The organism is Streptomyces sp. NPDC048612 (assembly GCF_043199295.1).
In the GTDB taxonomy this organism is placed as follows: Bacteria; Actinomycetota; Actinomycetes; order Streptomycetales; family Streptomycetaceae; genus Streptomyces.
Genome location: NZ_JBICVV010000002.1, coordinates 614,996 through 632,551 on the forward strand (window position 1 = coordinate 614,996; position 17,556 = coordinate 632,551).

Below are 17,556 nucleotides of genomic sequence, written 5' to 3' on the forward strand. Positions count from 1 at the left end.
CTGGCGGGCTTGAATGGGACCGAGATCAGGCAGCTACGGCCGGGGGGCCCGTGTCCACCGACAGCGACGAGGCTTCGACACCAACCGACGCCGATCTCCTTGCCCTGCACGTAAAGGGCGATCCCGATGCCTTCGGGGAGATAGTCCGGCGCCATCGCGACCGGCTCTGGGCGGTGGCGCTGCGCACGCTCGGCGATCGGGAAGAGGCCGCCGACGCCGTGCAGGACGCCCTGGTCTCCGCCTACCGAGCGGCGCACACCTTCCGCGGTCAGTCCGCGGTGACGACATGGCTGCACCGCATCACGGTCAACGCCTGTCTGGACCGGGCCCGTAAAACCGCCTCCCGGCGCACCTCTCCCGTCGCCGAGACCGAGCGGCTGGAGCAGCTGCTCGAGCCCGAGGAATCCGCTGAGGCACCTGCCGAACGTCAGGATCTGCACCGCGAGCTGCTCAGCGCCCTCCGCACCCTCCCTGAGGACCAGCGGGCCGTGCTCGTCCTCGTCGACATGCAGGGATACCCCGTCGCGGAGGCCGCGTCGATCCTCGACATCCCGGCCGGAACGGTGAAAAGCCGCTGTGCCCGCGGCCGGGCGCGGCTCCTCCCCTTGGTCACCCATCTGCGCGCCGGCAACGGGGATAGCAAACCCGTGAGCCGGGGAAGGAACCGGGCGCAGGGGACATCCGTCCCACCGACGGCAGGACCCAAGGGCACAGGTGCCGTGAAGGGCGGAGGTGGGCGAGCGTGACGTCGACGACCGGCACGGGTGAGCACCCCACAGGTGAGCACCCGGAGGTAACCGAGATCTCCGAGTTCACGGACGGGCTGCTTTCCCCCGCGCGCACCGCGGAACTGCGCGACCATCTCTCCTCCTGCCCCCTGTGCGACGACGTATATGCCTCCCTGGAGGAAATCCGGTCACTGCTCGGCACGCTCCCCGGCCCGCTGCGGATGCCGACCGATGTCGCGGGCCGCATCGATGCCGCCCTCGCCGCCGAGGCGCTGCTGGATGCCACCACTCCTGCCACGCCGGCTCATGTTTCACGTGAAACGGCCGCCGCCCCCGTCGTGGTTTCACGTGAAACCGACGACGAGGCGCCACGCCGGGGAGCGCCGTCCGCCCGGCCCGCCGGACGCCCCCGCGGCTCCTCCGGACCGGGACGCCAGACGCCGGGCGGCCGCGTGTCCCGTGCGCGGCGCTGGCCGCGGATTCTGCTCGGCACCGCGGCGGCTGCTGCGGTCTTCAGCGTGGGTGGCCTGCTCATCCAGAACGCCGCCTTCGACGGCAGCCAGGGGGGCAAGCAGGACCGAACCACCGCCGCCCCCGAGAGGAACGACGGTGCGGGCGCACTGACCGCGGCCAGCCTCGAATCACATGTCCACGATCTGCTGGCGACCAAGGGGACGCACAAGTCCCCGGGCATCGGCACCCGGAGCTCCCCCGACACGCCGCTGCGCGGCAGCGCCGACACCCTTCCGTCCTGCGTCCGTCAGGGCGTCGCCCGTCCGGAGCGCCCGCTGGCGACCAGCCACACCCGCTACCAGGGCAAGGACGCCTACCTCGTGGTGCTGCCCGATCCGTCCGACACCCAGCGCGTCACCGCGTATGTGATCGCTTCCTCTTGTGTCTCCGCCACCCCTCCGACTCCCGGAAAGGTTCTGCTGTCGCACTCGTTCCAGCGAGACTGAGCGACGAGAAGTGCGCTGTGACACTCCGGGAATGCTCGCCCCGTAGGATCCGTTGGGTGGGGTGAGAGAACCGAGAGCCCCAGCAAGCAGTCGGCAGAGACAAGGAAGACACCCGTGAGCGACGTCCGCAACGTGATCATCATCGGCTCCGGGCCCGCGGGCTACACCGCAGCGCTGTACACCGCCCGCGCGTCCCTGAAGCCGCTGGTCTTCGAAGGTGCCGTCACCGCCGGAGGCGCGCTGATGAACACCACCGACGTGGAGAACTTCCCCGGTTTCCGCGACGGCATCATGGGGCCGGACCTCATGGACAACATGCGTGCCCAGGCGGAGCGCTTCGGCGCCGAGCTGGTGCCCGACGACATTGTCGCGGTCGATCTCTCCGGCGAGATCAAGACCGTCACCGACACCTCTGGAAACGTGCACCGGGCGAAGACCGTGATCGTCAGCACCGGCTCCCAGCACCGCAAGCTCGGTCTGCCCCGTGAGGACGAGCTGTCCGGTCGCGGCGTCTCGTGGTGCGCCACCTGCGACGGGTTCTTCTTCAAGGACCAGGACATCGCCGTCATCGGCGGCGGCGACACCGCGATGGAGGAGGCCACGTTCCTCTCCCGCTTTGCCAAGTCCGTCACGGTCGTCCACCGCCGTGACACCCTGCGGGCCAGCAAGGCGATGCAGGAGCGTGCGTTCGCCGACCCGAAGATCAAGTTCGCGTGGGACAGCGAGGTCGCCGAGATCCACGGCGAGAGCAAGCTCTCGGGTCTGACGCTGCGCAACCTCAAGAGCGGCGAGACCTCGGAACTCCCCGTCACCGGCCTCTTCATCGCCATCGGCCACGACCCGCGGACCGAACTGTTCAAGGACCAGCTGAAGCTCGACGACGACGGCTACCTCAAGGTCGACGCGCCCAGCACGCGTACCAACCTGACGGGCGTCTTCGCCGCCGGCGATGTCGTCGACCACACCTACCGCCAGGCGATCACCGCGGCCGGCACGGGTTGCTCCGCCGCCCTCGACGCCGAGCGGTTCCTCGCCTCGCTGTCGGACGGCGAGGCGACGGCCGAGCCGGAGAAGACCCCCGCCGCCTGATCCGCGCACCCCGCTTTCCCACACCCACCGAGTAAGGAGAAACCCATGGCCGGCGCCACGGTGACCGTCACGGACGCCAACTTCGAAGAGGTCGTCCTCAAGAGCGACAAGCCCGTTCTCGTGGACTTCTGGGCCACCTGGTGCGGCCCGTGCCGCCAGGTTGCCCCGTCCCTGGAGGCGATCGCCGCCGAGCACGACGGGATCGTCATCGCCAAGCTGAACACCGACGAGAACCCGGCCACCACCGCCAAGTACGGCGTCATGTCGATCCCGACCATGAACGTCTACCAGGGCGGCGAGGTCGTGAAGACCATCGTCGGCGCCAAGCCGAAGGCCGCGATCGAGCGCGACCTGGCGGACTTCCTCGGCTGAGTCACGCCACCTCGTTTCACGGGAAACGGGCCCGCCCCCGACAAGGGGGTGGGCCCGTTCTCTGTTTCACGGGAAACGCCGGCTCTACAGCGGCCGCAGTGCGGGTTCCTTCTGGACGGCTCCCAGCAGGCGGTCGAGGGCCAGCTCCACATCTTCCTTCCACGAGATCGTGGTGCGGAGTTCGAGGCGCAGCCGGGGAAAACGGGGGTGAGGACGCACGGTCTTGAAGCCCACCGCGAGCAGGTGATCGGCAGGCAGCACACATGCCGGTTCGCTCCAGCGGGCATCGCCGAAGGCCTCAATGGCTTTGAAGCCACGCTGGATGAGGTCCTTGGCAACCGTCTGGACCATCACCCGCCCCAGCCCCTGCCCCTGATAGCCGGGGATCAGCCATGCCGTCAGCAGCTGTACCGCGTCCGGCGAAACCGGGCTGGTGGGGAAGGCCGTGGAACGTGGCACATAGGCCGGCGGGGCGTACATCACGAACCCGACCGGCACCTCATCGACATAGACCACCCGCCCACAGGACCCCCACTCCAGCAGTACTGCCGAGATCCAGGCTTCCTTCTCCAGCTCGGGGCGACCCGCTTTTACCGCGGCCTCGCCGCTGACGGGGTCGAGCTCCCAGAAAACACAGGAGCGGCAGCGCTTGGGGAGGTCCGGAAGGTTGTCCAGCGTGAGCGGTACGAGCCGACGGCCCATGAACCCAGGTCCTCGCTTTCCTCGCCTGCCACACCCCGAAGCGCCGTCAGCGCCACCTGCTCTCTGAGCAGACCACCAACGAACCCTCCGACAGCTGCGAGGCCGAACCCCGCTGCCAGCAGTCCGGTGCGGCTCACCGATCGCATGGCCCTCTCCTCGGTGTGTGAGATGTCTCCACATGGATACGTGCCATACCCGAACGCATCGTATCCACCCTTTACGGGCACGGGTACCGCAAGCGCGCAAAGGGCGGGCCGTGTTCCGGAATGGATTCCGGAACACGGCCCGCCCTTGGAGCCGAGAGCGTCAGCTCACTCCTCGTCGTTGTTCTCCTCGGCCAACGTCTGGCCCAGGACACGCCCCTCTCCCGGGGCGAGGGTGCCGAGGATGCGCTCGAGATCGTCCATCGAGGCGAACTCAACGACGATCTTTCCCTTCTTCTGCCCCAGGTCGACCTTCACCCGGGTCTCGAAGCGGTCGGACAGCCGGGAGGCGAGGCCCGTGAGCGCGGGGGACACCCGGGCGCCCGCACGGGGCCCCTTGGCCTTGCTCGCGCCCGTGGGAGTCGACCCCATGAGCGTCACGATCTCCTCGACGGAACGGACCGACAGCCCCTCCGCCACGATGCGGCGCGCCAGGTGATCCTGCTCTTCCGTGTCCTCCACGGAAAGCAGGGCACGGGCGTGGCCCGCGGAGAGCACACCCGCGGCAAGCCGCTTCTGCACGGACGGGGAGAGCTTCAGCAGCCGCAGCGTGTTGGAGACCTGCGGGCGCGAACGCCCGATCCGGTCAGCCAGCTCGTCATGCGTGCACTTGAAGTCCTTCAGCAACTGGTCATAGGCGGCTGCCTCTTCCAGCGGGTTGAGCTGGGCCCGGTGGAGGTTCTCCAGGAGCGCGTCGAGCAGCAGCTTCTCGTCGCCCGTGGCCCGTACGATCGCGGGAATCTTCTCCAGACCGGCCTCACGGCAGGCCCGCCAGCGGCGCTCACCCATGATGAGCTCATACCGCCCCGGTCCCGTCTGACGGACCACCACCGGCTGAAGCAGGCCCACCTCCTTGATGGAGGTGACCAGCTCGGCCAGGGCGTCCTCGTCAAAGACCTCCCGCGGCTGCCGCGGGTTCGGCTTGATCGCGTCCAGCGGCACCTCGGCGAAGTGCGCGCCGGCCACCTCCGAGACCCCCGCCGCCGGTGCCTCTGTCCCGGCCGGTGCTTCCGTTTCACGTGAAACACCGTGCGTGGGAAGCGAGGTCACCTTGGCCGCCGCCACTCCACGTTCCGGGGCCAGTACTGGTGCGGACGAGGATGAGCTCGCCCCCTGCCCCGCGGACCCGACCTGATCCGTGCTCTGCGGTGCTGCGGGGATCAGCGCACCGAGCCCACGGCCCAGGCCTCTACGTCGTTCACTCACTGAGTCCCCTCCGAGATGCTGTGCTGTGCTTCATAGTTGACGCTGAGGCCCTGACCTCCGGTCTGCGGGACCCCACGCAAGGCGATCTCCCGGGCCGCTTCGAGATAGGAAAGCGAGCCGCTGGACCCCGGGTCATAGGTGAGCACCGTCTGCCCATAGCTGGGTGCCTCGGAGATGCGTACGGAGCGGGGGATGCTCGTACGGAGCACCTCATGGCCGAAGTGGCTGCGCACCTCATCGGCGACCTGGGACGCCAGCCGGGTCCGCCCGTCGTACATGGTGAGCAGGATCGTCGAGACATGCAGCTTGGGGTTGAGATGCCCCCGCACCAGATCGACGTTCCGCAGCAGCTGCCCCAGCCCCTCCAGCGCGTAGTACTCGCACTGGATCGGGATCAGCACCTCGGCACCGGCGACCAGCGCGTTGACCGTCAGCAGGCCGAGGGAGGGCGGGCAGTCGATGAAGATGTAGTCCAGCGGCTGTTCGTAGGCCTTGATGGCGCGGTCCAGGCGGCTCTCCCGTGCCACCAGCGAGACCAGCTCGATCTCCGCACCGGCCAGATCGATCGTGGCGGGCGCACAGAACAAGCCCTCCACATCCACGACCGGCTGCACCACGTCGGAGAGAGGCTTGCTGTCCACCAGCACGTCATAGATGGAGGGCACTTCGGAGTGGTGGTCGATCCCCAGCGCCGTGGAGGCATTGCCCTGGGGGTCGAGGTCGATCACCAGGACTCGGGCACCGTGCAGGGCCAAGGAGGCCGCCAGGTTCACCGTGGTCGTGGTCTTGCCGACCCCGCCCTTCTGGTTGGCCACCACCATGACCCGGGTCTGTTCAGGCCGGGGCAGCCCCTCACCCGCGCGGCCAAGTGCCTCCACCGCCAGCTGAGCTGCACGACCGATCGGGGTGTCGTCCATCGGGGGCGGCGTTTCACGTGAAACGTCGTCCCCGAACGACTCGCTACGGGGACCGGGGACCGGATCGGTCATCGGTCCCGCGATGTTGGCGTCGGACCGCAAGGATTCACTCTCCTCGACATCAGGCTCGCAATGTTCAGAGCGTGCCATGCTTTTGGTGTCGTGAACCAGTGAGGTCCGTTCTCCTGTGGACGAATCCACTTCTGTGGATACTTCGCTGACCCTTGTGGGTCTACGGTCGCGCGGCGCGGCGGCCGCACGACCACGGTCGATGATCCCTTGCAGCAGAGAACGACGTTTCACGTGAAACACGATGCCAGCGTCGCGCCTGAATGAGTCGCGACACTCCGTCTTGCGTCGTTTTGGTGGCATTTGCGGAATTCACCCGTTCCTTGTTTCCCGGAACAGCATGTCCGCACCTCGATGCCGGCCGCTCGCACGCCGGCATCAGACCATCAGCGCCGGCGCCCCCTCGACACACGGCTCGCGCGCGCCGCCTTCGCCCGCTTGGCCGCGAAGCGCACACCGCCGGGGCTCTCGCCCACCTCGACCCGCACCACGGTCGACGGCGGATCGACGATGCCCTCGCCCACATGCACCACCGAGGTCTCCACCACGCCGAGCTTGCTCAGCGCCGCCCGAGCCCCCTTGAGCTCTTCCTCCGCGGCATCGCCCTTGAGCGCCAGCATCTCGCCGTAGGGACGCAGCAGCGGCACTCCCCAGCCGGCCAGCCGGTCGAGCGGGGCGACGGCCCGCGCCGTCACCACATGAACCTGGGGGAGCTTGCCCATGACTTCTTCGGCCCGCCCGCGCACGACGGTGACATGGTCCAGCCCGAGCAGCTCGACGACCTCCTGGAGGAAGTTCGTACGCCGCAGCAGCGGCTCCAGCAGCGTGATCTTGAGGTCCGGGCGCACCAGCGCCAGCGGGATACCGGGCAGCCCGGCCCCCGAACCCACATCACAGACCGAGACGCCCTCGGGCACCACCTCGGAAAGCACCGCGCAGTTCAACAGATGCCGCTCCCAAAGCCGCGGCACCTCGCGCGGGCCGATGAGCCCACGCGTCACCCCGGCGTCGGCGAGCAGTTCGCCGTACCGCACGGCTTCCGGAAAGCGCTCACCGAATACCTCCTCCGCCGTCTTCGGCGCAGGAGGGAGCTCCGCTGCTGCCTCCGTCACGGGAACCGCCCTTCCTCTGGACTGCTTTTTCTGCCGGGAACCCGGGTCATGCCCCGGGATAACACAAGAACGCTGACAAGTTTTGGCCCCGCCTGCGAGCAGACGGGGCCAAAGAAAACGGGAGCGCTGAGTGGTCAGGCCGGGAGGACAACCACTCGACGCTGCGGCTCCTCGCCCTCGGACTCGCTCCGGAGACCCGCCGCCGCCACCGCGTCGTGGACGACCTTGCGCTCGAAGGGCGTCATCGGGTCGAGCTTCACCGGCTGCCCGGTGCCCTTGGCCTCCTTCGCCGCCTTGGCGCCGAGCTCCGAGAGCTCCTCACGCTTGCGCGCCCGGAAGCCGGCGATGTCCAGCATCAGACGGCTGCGGTCACCGGTTTCACGGTGAACGGCCAGCCGGGTCAGCTCCTGCAGCGCCTCCAGCACCTCACCGTCGCGGCCCACCAGCTTCTGCAGATCACGGCTGGTCGAGTCGCTGATGATCGACACCGCGGCGCGGTCGGCCTCGACATCCATGTCGATGTCACCGTCGAGGTCGGCGATGTCCAGCAGACCCTCGAGGTAGTCGGCCGCGATCTCGCCTTCCTGCTCCAGGCGGCTCAGGGTGTCGGTGCCCTTGGTGGCAGGGGTCGTGTCCGTCACGAAAGGACTCCTTCTTACTTCTTGGTCGGGTGCTTGGGGCGCTGCTGGCCCTTGCGCTGTCCGGACTTGGAGGTGCGGGCCGCGGAGTCGCCGCCCTTCCCCTTGCCGTCCTGCGTGTCCTTCTTCTCCAGCGACTGCTTCTTCGCAGCACCCTGACCGGAGCCCGAGCCACCCGAGGCCGACCCGGCACGCGTACGGTTCTGCGCGCCGCCGGCCGGAGCGCCGCCGGACTGCCGCTTGCTCTTCGTCTGACGCTTGGGCTGCTGGCGGTTCTGGCGCGCCTCCTCGGCGGCCTCCTTCGCCGCAACCTCGGCCGGGGCCTCGACGAGCTTGCCCGCGGCCCGCAGCCGCTCCTGGCGCTCCTGGAAGGCCTTGCTGCCCGGCGTCGGGTTACGACGGATGATGAACATCTGCTGGCCCATGGTCCACACGTTGGTGGTCAGCCAGTAGACGAGAACACCGACGGGGAAGTTGATGCCGAAGACGGCGAACATGATGGGGAAGACGTACATCAGCATCTTCTGCTGCTGCATGAACGGCGTCTTCACCGTGAGGTCGACGTTCTTGGTCATCAGCTGGCGCTGCGTGTAGAACTGCGACGCCGACATCAGAACGATCATGATGACCGTGACCACGCGGACGTCGACCACGGAAGCACCCAGGCTCTGGATCTTCTCCGCGCTGTCCATGAACTTCGCCGCCAGCGGCGCACCGAAGATGTGGGCCTTCTGCGCGCTCTCCAGAAGCGGCTGGTCGATGACACCGACCACCTTGTTCTGGGCGATGTGGTTCAGGACCTGGTACAGCGAGATGAAGAACGGCGACTGGGCCAGAATCGGGAGACAGCTCGAGAGCGGGTTGGTGCCCGTCTCCTTGTAGAGCTTCATCATCTCTTCGGACTGGCGCTGCTTGTCGCTCTTGTAGCGCTCCTGGATCGCCTTCATCTTCGGCTGGAGCGCCTGCATGTTCCGCGTCGACTTGATCTGCTTCACGAAGAGCGGGATCAGGCAGATACGGATCAGCACCACCAGCGAGACGATGGACAGACCCCACGCCGCGCCACTGTCCTTGTCAAAGATGAGGCTGTAGAACGAGTGGAACTGGACGATGATCCAGGAAACAGCGATATAGAGGGGACTGAGGATCGTGTCCACGAATCAGGCTCCTTGGGCGTTGGGCTGAGTCTCGGGCTGGGCGACAGGCTCAGGGACGGTGGGCCCGCCCAGGCGGCTCCTCAGCCGCTGATGCCAAACCGGACGCTTCCGGGGAGGGACGTGGTCGACGCCACCGAGCGACCACGGATTGCACCGCAGGATGCGCCAGGCTGTCAGCGCAGTTCCTTTCACCGCGCCATGCCGGTCGATGGCCGTATAGCCATAGTGCGAGCACGACGGGTAGTACTTGCAGACCGGCCCCAGCAGGGGGCTGATGGTCCACTGGTAGATCTTGATCAAAAGCAGCAGCGGGTACTTCACTGTGCGCTCCCTCCCGGGTCCCGTCCGGGGTTCCGGGGGCCCGGGGCGCAGCCGCCGTCGGTCGCGTTCCCCGGGGGATTGCAGCCTCTCGGCACCCCTCCCAGCAGCCGCTCGAGGGCGGCATCCAGGTCGCGGGCCAGCTCGTCGTGATCCGCATCACCCGCGGCGGGCAGGGCCCGTACGACAACCAGGCTACCGGTGGGCAGCCGGTCCAGCCGGTCGCGCATGAGATGGCGAAGCCTGCGCTTGACCTTGTTGCGTACGACAGCGATGCCAACTGCCTTGCTCACGACGAAACCCGCACGTGCCAGGGGAACGCTTTCCCCCGACCCGTGCGGGTCCGTTGCACCGCTGCGAAGATGAACGACAAGGAGCGGGCGCCCGGCCCTGCGTCCCCGGCGTACCGCGGTCGCAAAGTCCTCGCGCCGCCTCAGCCGATACTCGGTAGGCAGCACGTCATGGACCTAGGTTGCTGCTCAGGCCGACAGGCGGGCGCGACCCTTGCCACGGCGGGACGCGAGGATCGCGCGGCCGGCACGGGTCCGCATGCGCAGACGGAAACCGTGGGTCTTCGCGCGGCGGCGGTTGTTCGGCTGGAAGGTGCGCTTGCTCACTCGGGGGCTCCAGGAATGCTTGTTGTCTCAGGAGAGACAGATGTGGGGCGTCGACTGGCTGTCACCGTGCGCCCACGAGTAGCTCGCAACGCCTAAGTGCACCGCTACACGATCACTCGAGCGTGATCTTTGCCCATCGGAGGCAGGCGGCAGCAGCCATCGACAACTCGACCTGGTCACGGTACGCGCGGCTACGCCATCCGGTCAAACCGGCTCCTCGGCAGCGCCCACCGGCCCCTTGTCAGGACACACTATGCACAGCCTGTGGACAACAACTTGAATCCCCAGGCCCGCCCTGACTACCGTGGCTGAACTTCGATTCCTTCCCGCCCGTCCTGAGAATCACACATTCGTGGGACTGTGAGAGAGCGTGCCCTGTGGCTGACGTACCTGCCGATCTTGCCGCAGTGTGGCCGCGCGTGCTCGATCATCTCCTTCGTGCGGAGATCGACGGGATCAAGCCCAAGGACCAGGACTGGCTCAAGCGCACCCAGCCGCTGGCGCTGGTCGCCGACACCGCGCTGCTCGCCGTCCCCAACGAGTACGCCAAGACCGTGCTCGAAGGCCGGCTGGCGCCGCTGATCGGGGAGGTCCTCAGCCATGAGTGCGGCCGCCCGATCCGGATCGCGATCACCGTGGACGACTCCGCCGAGGAGCCCCCGGCGCAGTCCGCGCCGCCCGCTCCTCAACACCAGTCGTCCCAGCCGTCCCCCACGCATCACCAGCCGCCGCGTCAGTCACAGCAGCAGCACGAACCGCAGCAGCACAACGCGTACGACAGCTACGAATCCCGGCACGACAGCCGCCATGACTCCCGTCACGACAGCCGTCAGGGCTATGGGCACCAGGGCGACGACCTGCCCGGCGTCCGGCCCGCCTATCCGGACTACCAGCAGCCCCGGCACGAGCCCGGCGGCTGGCCGCAGATGGGCGGCGCCCCCGGGCCGCGCGACGACTACGGCTGGCAGCAGCAGCACCTCGGCGGGTACCCCGAGCGTGACCCGTACGCCTCCCCGTCGTCCCATGTACCGCAGCATCAGCAGCGGCAGGGCGACTACCGTGCGCAGGCGCCCGACCGCAGCGGGCCGCCGCAGCACTCCGACGGTCCGCGCGCCCCTTATGACCCCTCGCGGCGCGACCTGTCCGAGCACCAGCCCGGCGGGCACAACGGCCGCTCGGGCAACCCCGGCTCCGGCCCCGGCGCGGTGCTGCCCGCGCCCAGCGGTGCGCCCAGTCCGCTCGCCGCACAGCCCGCGCCGGCCACCGGCCCCGGAGAGCCGACCGCGCGGCTGAACCCGAAGTACCTCTTCGACACCTTCGTCATCGGTGCCTCGAACCGCTTCGCGCACGCCGCCGCGGTGGCCGTCGCCGAGGCGCCGGCCAAGGCGTACAACCCGCTGTTCATCTACGGGGAATCGGGGCTGGGCAAGACCCACCTGCTGCATGCGATCGGGCACTACGCGCGCAGCCTCTATCCGGGCACCCGGGTGCGCTACGTGAGCTCGGAGGAGTTCACCAACGAGTTCATCAACTCCATCCGCGACGGCAAGGCGGACGCGTTCCGCAAGCGCTACCGCGACATGGACATCCTGCTGGTCGACGACATCCAGTTCCTGGCGAGCAAGGAGTCGACGCAGGAGGAGTTCTTCCACACCTTCAACACGCTGCACAACGCGAACAAGCAGATCGTGCTCTCCAGTGACCGACCGCCCAAGCAGCTGGTCACCCTGGAGGACCGGCTGCGCAACCGCTTCGAGTGGGGTCTGATCACCGACGTCCAGCCGCCCGAGCTGGAAACCCGGATCGCGATCCTCCGCAAGAAGGCGGTCCAGGAACAGCTGAACGCGCCGCCGGAGGTGCTGGAGTTCATCGCGTCCCGGATCTCCCGCAACATCCGTGAGCTGGAGGGCGCGCTGATCCGGGTCACGGCGTTCGCCTCGCTCAACCGGCAGCCGGTGGACCTGGGGCTGACCGAGATCGTGCTGAAGGACCTGATCCCCGGCGGCGAGGACGCCGCGCCGGAGATCACCGCGACCGCGATCATGGCCTCCACCGCGGACTACTTCGGGCTGACCATCGACGATCTGTGCGGCTCCTCGCGCAGCCGGGTGCTGGTGACCGCCCGCCAGATCGCCATGTACCTCTGCCGCGAGCTGACCGATCTCTCGCTGCCGAAGATCGGCGCGCAGTTCGGTGGCCGGGACCACACGACGGTGATGCACGCCGACCGCAAGATCCGCGCGCTGATGGCCGAGCGGCGTTCGATCTACAACCAGGTCACCGAGCTGACCAACCGCATCAAGAACGGCTGAGGCCGGCCACAGGACGCCCAGGGCGCTCCGGGACCCGCTCCCGGAGCGCCCTTCGTCATACGAGGACCGCCCGCCCGGCGCCCCGCTCGTCCCCTCTCTTCCCGCCGCTGCCCGCTTCCTTCCGCTTCCCTGTGCGCCGTTCTGCGCGCTGCTGCCGAGCGCGTCCGAGTCCGCTGCACGCCTCTCCCGAACCCGCTACGAGCCGCCCGGTCCCCCGTCTCGATCCGCCCTTCCGTCGTCCCAAACCTGTGGAGCGCGCCGCCTGTGTTCGATTCCGGGGCGGGTCACGGCCTCTCTCCACAGATTGGGCAAGAATCTTCCGTCCACATCCTGGGGAGGGGAAAGTTATCCCTGTGCGATCCACAGGCAGGTGTGCTGACGGGTCATCGGAGGAGGTCAGCCGCATGTGGAATTGTGGCCAACCGTCCTCCACAGGGTGTGGACAGAGGATTCGTCCACAGGGCGGCCAGCCTCTTGTCCACCGCCCGCCCACAGGAAAGCCGCTGTTGTCCCCAGCGATCACCGGCTTCTCCACATCGCTGTCCACTGTTCGGCAACACGACACCCGCCCTCACCGGGCCGAGTGAAAGCCGTCACACCAAGGTGCCCGGTTGGGCTGTGGGGAACGTGGGTAAAGCTGGGGACGGCACTGGGGAGAAGTACCTGTCCCCTGTGCATCGGGTGTGCAGAACTTCCGGCGGTCCACAGAACCGCCCGCTTATCCACGGCCGCCACCCACAGGGGCGGTGGACAAAAAGTCCGCGTTGACCTGCACAAAAGCAGTTGTCCACGGTTTCCACAGCCCCTACTACTACGACCACGGATATCTACCGGGGAACTCGTTCGGAAACGGGGCCTGTGCACAAGTTGGCCGCCGAGCGTCCGACCGCGGTCGAGCCGACTTGACCCCGAGCCGCACCGACTGTCGGTGGCGTGCGTCAGACTGGTCTCCGGCAACCCAGCCGACGACGAAGGCCAGCAGGGCGAAAAGCCAGCAACAGCAGGAGGCGGTTTCCGGTGAAGATCCGGGTGGAGCGCGATGTACTCGCGGAGGCAGTGGCCTGGGCGGCCAAGAGCCTCCCGGCCCGTCCGCCGGTGCCCGTCCTCGCGGGCCTGCTGCTGAAGACGGAGGACGGCACGCTGAGCCTCTCCGGCTTCGACTACGAGGTCTCCGCGCGGGTCTCGGTGGACGCGGAGGTGGAAGAGGAGGGCACGGTCCTCGTCTCCGGCCGGCTGCTCGCCGACATCTGCCGTGCGCTCCCCAACCGCCCGGTGGAGATCTCCACCGACGGTGTGCGGGTCACCGTCGTCTGCGGCTCCTCGCGGTTCACCCTCCACACACTGCCTGTGGAGGAGTACCCGGCTCTGCCGACCATGCCCACCGCCACCGGCACCGTTCCCGGTGAGGTCTTCGCCGCGGCCGCCGCCCAGGTCGCCATCGCCGCCGGCCGTGACGACACCCTTCCGGTGCTCACCGGCGTCCGGATCGAGATCGAGGGCGACACCGTCACCCTGGCCTCCACCGACCGTTACCGCTTCGCGGTGCGTGAGTTCCTGTGGAAGCCGGAGAGCCCGGACGCCTCCGCGGTCGCGCTGGTCCCCGCCAAGACCCTGCTGGACACCGCCAAGTCCCTGAGCAGCGGTGACACCGTCACGCTGGCGCTCTCCGGCTCCGGCCAGGGCGAGGGGCTGATCGGTTTCGAGGGCGCCGGCCGCCGGACGACGACCCGTCTGCTCGAAGGCGACCTGCCGAAGTACCGCACGCTCTTCCCGACCGAGTTCAATTCGGTCGCCGTGATCGAGACCGCCCCGTTCGTCGAGGCCGTCAAGCGCGTGGCGCTGGTGGCCGAGCGGAACACCCCGGTCCGGCTGAGCTTCGAGCAGGGTGTGCTGATCCTGGAGGCCGGTTCCAGCGACGATGCACAGGCTGTGGAGAGGGTCGACGCCGACCTGGACGGCGACGACATCTCGATCGCCTTCAACCCCGGCTTCCTGCTGGAGGGCCTGTCGGCCATCGACTCCCCCGTGGCGCAGCTGTCCTTCACAACCTCGACGAAGCCCGCGCTGCTGAGCGGCCGGCCGGCCAAGGACGCCGAGGCGGACGACGCGTACAAGTACCTGATCATGCCGGTGCGGCTGTCGGGCTGACGGCCGGGAGAGCGCGGGCCACGCGGGTGGCGGTCGCCGGTCCGTCCGGCCGGCCGCCACCGGACAACGTCCCTGGCCACGGGCCTTGTGGCGGCCGGCTGACCGGCCCCTGATGAGCGGCTGAGCCCACAGGTGTGCACGGACCTGCGGGCGTAGGCTCGGTCTCGGGTACACCAGCAATCACTACGTGCAAAGAGGGTCTCTGATGGAGCTCGGTCTCGTCGGTCTCGGCAAGATGGGCGGCAACATGCGCGAGCGCATTCGCCGTGCCGGCCACACCGTCATCGGATACGACCGCAACCCGGACCTGGCGGATGTCAACAGCCTCCAGGGGCTTGTGGAGAAGCTCAAGGGTCCGCGGGTGGTCTGGGTCATGGTGCCGGCCGGTGCCGCCACCCAGTCCACGATCGACGAGCTGGCCGAGCTGCTCTCGCCGGGCGACATCGTCGTGGACGGCGGCAACTCCCGCTGGACCGACGACGAGAAGCACGCCGAGGAGCTGAAGGCCAAGGGCATCGGCTTCGTCGACTGCGGTGTCTCCGGCGGCGTCTGGGGCCTGGAGAACGGCTACGCGCTGATGTACGGCGGCGACAAGGACGATGTCGCCAAGGTGCAGCCGGTCTTCGACGCGCTCAAGCCCGAGGGCGAGTTCGGCTCGGTGCACGCCGGCAAGGTCGGCGCCGGCCACTTCGCGAAGATGGTCCACAACGGCATCGAGTACGCGATGATGCAGGCCTTCGCCGAGGGCTGGGAGCTCCTGGAGAAGGTCGACTCCGTCACCGACGTCCGCGAGGTCTTCCGTTCGTGGCAGGAGGGCACGGTCATCCGTTCCTGGCTGCTCGACCTGGCCGTCAACGCGCTCGACGACGACGAGCACCTGGCGAAGCTGCGCGGTTTCGCCGCCGACTCCGGTGAGGGCCGCTGGACGGTCGAGGCCGCGATCGACAACGCCGTGCCGCTGCCCGCGATCACGGCCTCGCTCTTCGCGCGCTTCGCGTCCCGGCAGGACGACTCCCCGCAGATGAAGATGATCGCCGCGCTGCGCAACCAGTTCGGTGGCCACGCGGTCGAGAGCAAGAAGTAAGCGGCCGCCGCGAGAACCGCGGCGACCGGAAGCAAGAGTCAGCAACAGCACGCAGCAGCCGGGGGAGGTCGGCACCCAGCCATGCACCTTTCGCATCTGTCCCTCGCCGACTTCCGCTCGTACGCCCGGGTCGAGGTGCCACTCGATCCGGGCGTCACGGCGTTCGTGGGCCCCAACGGCCAGGGGAAGACCAACCTGGTCGAGGCGGTCGGCTATCTCGCCACGCTCGGCAGTCACCGGGTCTCCTCGGACGCCCCGCTGGTCCGCATGGGCGCCGAGCGGGCGGTCGTCCGGGCCGCGGTCGTCCAGGGCGAACGGCAGCAGCTGATCGAGCTGGAACTCAACCCGGGCAAGGCCAACCGCGCCAGGATCAACAGGTCCTCGCAGGTCAGGCCGCGAGACGTACTGGGGATCATCCGGACGGTGCTGTTCGCGCCGGAGGACCTGGCGCTGGTCAAGGGCGATCCGGGGGAGCGCCGGCGGTTCCTGGACGAGCTGATCACCGCCCGCTCGCCGCGGATGGCCGGGGTGCGCTCGGACTACGACCGGGTCCTCAAGCAGCGCAACACCCTGCTGAAGACCGCCGCGTTGGCGCGGCGGCACGGCGGCCGGCAGATGGATCTGTCCACCCTCGACGTGTGGGACCAGCATCTGGCCCGCGCGGGCGCCGAGCTGCTGGCGCAGCGGCTCGATCTGATCGCCACGCTGCGGCCGCTCGCGGACAAGGCCTATGAACAGCTGGCGCCCGGCGGCGGGCCGCTGGCGCTGGAGTACCGCGGTTCGGCGGGCGAGGCGCTCGCCGACGCCACCACGCGCGAGGAGCTGTACGGCGTGCTGCTGGCGGCGCTCGGCGAGGCCCGCAAGGGAGAGATCGAGCGCGGGGTGACGCTGGTCGGTCCGCACCGCGACGACCTGGTGCTCAAGCTGGGGGAGCTCCCGGCGAAGGGGTACGCCAGCCACGGCGAGTCCTGGTCGTACGCGCTGGCGCTGCGGCTGGCCTCGTACGACCTGCTGCGGGCCGAGAGTCCCATGGGCGGGCCCGAAGGGCCCTCCAACGGGGGCGGCGGCGGGCGACGGGCGGGCGAGCCGGTGCTGGTGCTCGACGACGTCTTCGCCGAGCTGGACACGCGGCGCCGTGAGCGGCTGGCGGAGCTGGTGGCCCCGGGTGAGCAGGTGCTGGTGACGGCCGCGGTGGACGACGATGTGCCCGGCGTGCTGACCGGGACGCGCTACGCGGTGTCCGGCGGCGCCGTGGAGAAGGTGACCCCGTGAGCGAGGAGCAGCCCGACCCGCCGCGGCCGCCGGAGCTCTCCGGGGTGGACCTGGCCCGCCAGGCGCTGGTGGCCGCCAAGGAGCAGGCGCGGGCGCGGGGCGCGGCCGCGCAGCAGAAGAAGCAGGCCCGGCGCGGTGGGCTGCGCTCGGGGGCGCGCGCGGACGGCCGCGACCCGCTGCCGCTCGGCGCGGCGATCAACCGGCTGATCACCGAGCGCGGCTGGGAGACCCCGGCGGCGGTCGGCGGCGTGATGGGGCGCTGGCCCCAGCTGGTCGGTCCCGAGGTGGCCCAGCACTGCGAGCCGCAGAAGTACGACGAGGACGCCCGGGTGCTGACGGTGCAGTGCGACTCGACGGCCTGGGCGACGCAGCTGCGGCTGCTGGCCCCGACGCTGGTGGCCCGCCTCAACGAGGACCTGGGGCACGGCACCGTGAAGATGCTCAAGGTGCTGGGTCCCGGCGGCCCCGCCCGGCGCTACGGAGCGCTGCGCGCACCGGGCAGCAAGGGCCCCGGCGACACCTACGGATGAGCCCCGGACCCCTTGGGCGGCCTGCCGAAGACCCCTGTATACGGGTGAGGCGGATGAGACTCCGCTCACGGTAGCCACCGGTTGACAGTCCGAAGCGCTGAGTGCCCGTGTGAGCGTCCTGAG

Annotated in this window: 17 protein-coding genes and 1 pseudogene; 9 read left to right on the forward strand and 9 right to left on the reverse strand. The window is 68.9% G+C overall.

The window, feature by feature from the left end; translation table 11 throughout:
• The first annotated feature begins 50 nt into the window (after positions 1-50).
• The 4 genes from sigM to trxA all read left to right on the forward strand — a co-directional run bounded on the left by sigM (position 51) and on the right by trxA (position 3,148).
• A complete protein-coding gene (sigM, locus tag ACGFN2_RS06040) occupies positions 51-746 on the forward strand; it encodes an RNA polymerase sigma factor SigM (RefSeq protein WP_362600376.1) in 696 nt (231 codons plus the stop codon).
• Positions 743-1,687 carry an anti-sigma factor family protein gene (locus tag ACGFN2_RS06045; RefSeq protein WP_393357859.1) on the forward strand — a complete coding sequence of 315 codons (945 nt, stop codon included), beginning with the start codon at positions 743-745 and terminating at the stop codon, positions 1,685-1,687. The genes sigM and ACGFN2_RS06045 overlap by 4 nt, the downstream gene beginning before the upstream one ends.
• A gap of 114 nt (positions 1,688-1,801) precedes the next feature.
• Positions 1,802-2,776 carry a thioredoxin-disulfide reductase gene (gene trxB, locus ACGFN2_RS06050; protein WP_393357861.1) on the forward strand — a complete coding sequence of 325 codons (975 nt, stop codon included), beginning with the start codon at positions 1,802-1,804 and terminating at the stop codon, positions 2,774-2,776.
• Between the two features lie 45 nt (positions 2,777-2,821).
• Positions 2,822-3,148, forward strand: coding sequence for a thioredoxin (gene trxA / locus ACGFN2_RS06055; protein WP_362600385.1), 327 nt, complete (start codon positions 2,822-2,824; stop codon positions 3,146-3,148).
• 84 nt (positions 3,149-3,232) lie between these two features.
• Here the strand turns inward: trxA and ACGFN2_RS06060 are convergent, their stop codons facing one another.
• The 9 genes and pseudogenes from ACGFN2_RS06060 to rpmH all read right to left on the reverse strand — a co-directional run bounded on the left by ACGFN2_RS06060 (position 3,233) and on the right by rpmH (position 10,087).
• Positions 3,233-3,850, reverse strand: a complete 618-nt coding sequence (locus tag ACGFN2_RS06060) for a GNAT family N-acetyltransferase (protein ID WP_030075726.1) — start codon at positions 3,848-3,850, stop codon at positions 3,233-3,235.
• Positions 3,851-4,161: 311 nt separating this feature from the next.
• A complete protein-coding gene (locus tag ACGFN2_RS06065; RefSeq protein ID WP_393357864.1) occupies positions 4,162-5,259 on the reverse strand; it encodes a ParB/RepB/Spo0J family partition protein in 1,098 nt (365 codons plus the stop codon).
• On the reverse strand, positions 5,256-6,326 hold the full coding sequence (locus ACGFN2_RS06070) for an AAA family ATPase (protein ID WP_393357866.1): 1,071 nt from the start codon (positions 6,324-6,326) through the stop codon (positions 5,256-5,258). Before ACGFN2_RS06070 ends, ACGFN2_RS06065 begins: the two co-directional genes overlap by 4 nt.
• A 305-nt stretch (positions 6,327-6,631) precedes the next feature.
• Positions 6,632-7,357, reverse strand: a complete 726-nt coding sequence (rsmG, locus tag ACGFN2_RS06075; RefSeq protein WP_362600394.1) for a 16S rRNA (guanine(527)-N(7))-methyltransferase RsmG — start codon at positions 7,355-7,357, stop codon at positions 6,632-6,634.
• A 134-nt stretch (positions 7,358-7,491) separates the two neighbouring features.
• On the reverse strand, positions 7,492-7,998 hold the full coding sequence (locus tag ACGFN2_RS06080) for a R3H domain-containing nucleic acid-binding protein (protein ID WP_362600397.1): 507 nt from the start codon (positions 7,996-7,998) through the stop codon (positions 7,492-7,494).
• A 14-nt stretch (positions 7,999-8,012) separates the two neighbouring features.
• A complete protein-coding gene (gene yidC, locus ACGFN2_RS06085) occupies positions 8,013-9,152 on the reverse strand; it encodes a membrane protein insertase YidC (RefSeq protein WP_362600400.1) in 1,140 nt (379 codons plus the stop codon).
• A 3-nt stretch (positions 9,153-9,155) separates the two neighbouring features.
• A complete protein-coding gene (gene yidD / locus ACGFN2_RS06090) occupies positions 9,156-9,473 on the reverse strand; it encodes a membrane protein insertion efficiency factor YidD (RefSeq protein WP_006604423.1) in 318 nt (105 codons plus the stop codon).
• Between the two features lie 86 nt (positions 9,474-9,559).
• A pseudogene (rnpA, locus tag ACGFN2_RS06095) lies at positions 9,560-9,928 on the reverse strand (ribonuclease P protein component); the annotation flags it as partial.
• Between the two features lie 21 nt (positions 9,929-9,949).
• Entirely contained in the window at positions 9,950-10,087 is a 138-nt protein-coding gene (gene rpmH, locus ACGFN2_RS06100; RefSeq protein ID WP_003949374.1) for a 50S ribosomal protein L34, read from the reverse strand.
• Between the two features lie 377 nt (positions 10,088-10,464).
• Between rpmH and dnaA the strand changes: the two genes are divergently transcribed.
• The 5 genes from dnaA to ACGFN2_RS06125 all read left to right on the forward strand — a co-directional run bounded on the left by dnaA (position 10,465) and on the right by ACGFN2_RS06125 (position 17,433).
• Positions 10,465-12,399, forward strand: coding sequence for a chromosomal replication initiator protein DnaA (gene dnaA / locus ACGFN2_RS06105; RefSeq protein ID WP_393357869.1), 1,935 nt, complete (start codon positions 10,465-10,467; stop codon positions 12,397-12,399).
• Positions 12,400-13,416: 1,017 nt separating this feature from the next.
• Entirely contained in the window at positions 13,417-14,547 is a 1,131-nt protein-coding gene (gene dnaN, locus ACGFN2_RS06110) for a DNA polymerase III subunit beta (protein ID WP_030075713.1), read from the forward strand.
• 205 nt (positions 14,548-14,752) lie between these two features.
• A complete protein-coding gene (gene gnd / locus ACGFN2_RS06115; RefSeq protein ID WP_362600409.1) occupies positions 14,753-15,631 on the forward strand; it encodes a phosphogluconate dehydrogenase (NAD(+)-dependent, decarboxylating) in 879 nt (292 codons plus the stop codon).
• A gap of 81 nt (positions 15,632-15,712) precedes the next feature.
• Positions 15,713-16,903: a DNA replication/repair protein RecF gene (recF, locus tag ACGFN2_RS06120; RefSeq protein WP_393357872.1), complete on the forward strand. Its 1,191-nt coding sequence runs from the start codon at positions 15,713-15,715 to the stop codon at positions 16,901-16,903.
• The gene (locus ACGFN2_RS06125) at positions 16,900-17,433 is read left to right on the forward strand and encodes a DciA family protein (RefSeq protein WP_362600414.1); all 534 of its coding nucleotides are present in this window, start codon (positions 16,900-16,902) and stop codon (positions 17,431-17,433) included. The genes recF and ACGFN2_RS06125 overlap by 4 nt, the downstream gene beginning before the upstream one ends.
• The last annotated feature ends 123 nt before the right edge of the window (positions 17,434-17,556 follow it).

Bases quoted from the DNA above. Each gene is read 5' to 3' on its own strand.
- gnd (WP_362600409.1), top strand. From the start codon at position 14,753: ATGGAGCTCGGTCTCGTCGGTCTCGGCAAGATGGGCGGCAACATGCGC.
- recF (WP_393357872.1), top strand. From the start codon at position 15,713: ATGCACCTTTCGCATCTGTCCCTCGCCGACTTCCGCTCGTACGCCCGG.
- ACGFN2_RS06060 (WP_030075726.1), bottom strand. From the start codon at position 3,850: ATGGGCCGTCGGCTCGTACCGCTCACGCTGGACAACCTTCCGGACCTC.
- ACGFN2_RS06070 (WP_393357866.1), bottom strand. From the start codon at position 6,326: ATGGCACGCTCTGAACATTGCGAGCCTGATGTCGAGGAGAGTGAATCC.
- trxA (WP_362600385.1), top strand. From the start codon at position 2,822: ATGGCCGGCGCCACGGTGACCGTCACGGACGCCAACTTCGAAGAGGTC.